We start from the raw sequence: 495 nt of genomic DNA on the forward strand, positions 1-495 counted from the left end.
CGCTACTGCCGGAATCTCGGTTGATTTCTTTTCCTGAGGATACTTAGATGTTTCAGTTCTCCTCGTTCGCCTCTGCACCCTATGTATTCAGATGCAGATACACCTTGCGGTGTGGGTTCCCCCATTCAGATATCTGCGGATCAATGCTTGTTTGCCAGCTCCCCGCAGCTTTTCGCAGGCTGCCGCGTCTTTCTTCGCCTGTGATCGCCAAGGCATCCGCCACATGCACTTAGTCACTTGATCCTATAACCCTGCCGCCTATTGCCCGGCCGGGTCACAAGTAACTTGGTTCTTTGTGCCCATATGCTGTCAATGTCTCATGCTTGAGAAATCTCAAAGTTTTAACTTTGCTTGATTTCCAATCACTACCCGTCTTGACTGACTCTCATCAAATCAGTCTTAACGTTAGATTTTTCAATCTTTCCGAATTGTTAAAGAACATATTTCTTTTCGATTTATCGACTGCCGATAAGAGTGAGCGCTGAATGAATTCAA

At 46.1% G+C, this 495-nt stretch carries 1 rRNA gene; it reads right to left on the reverse strand.

Annotation, left to right across the window (positions count from 1 at the left end):
* Window positions 1-243, reverse strand: a 23S ribosomal RNA gene (locus E5987_RS12825); the annotation flags it as partial.
* Between the last annotated feature and the right edge of the window lie 252 nt (window positions 244-495).

Source organism: Parasutterella muris (genome assembly GCF_009767915.1).
GTDB classification, from domain to species: Bacteria; Pseudomonadota; Gammaproteobacteria; order Burkholderiales; family Burkholderiaceae_F; genus Parasutterella; species Parasutterella muris.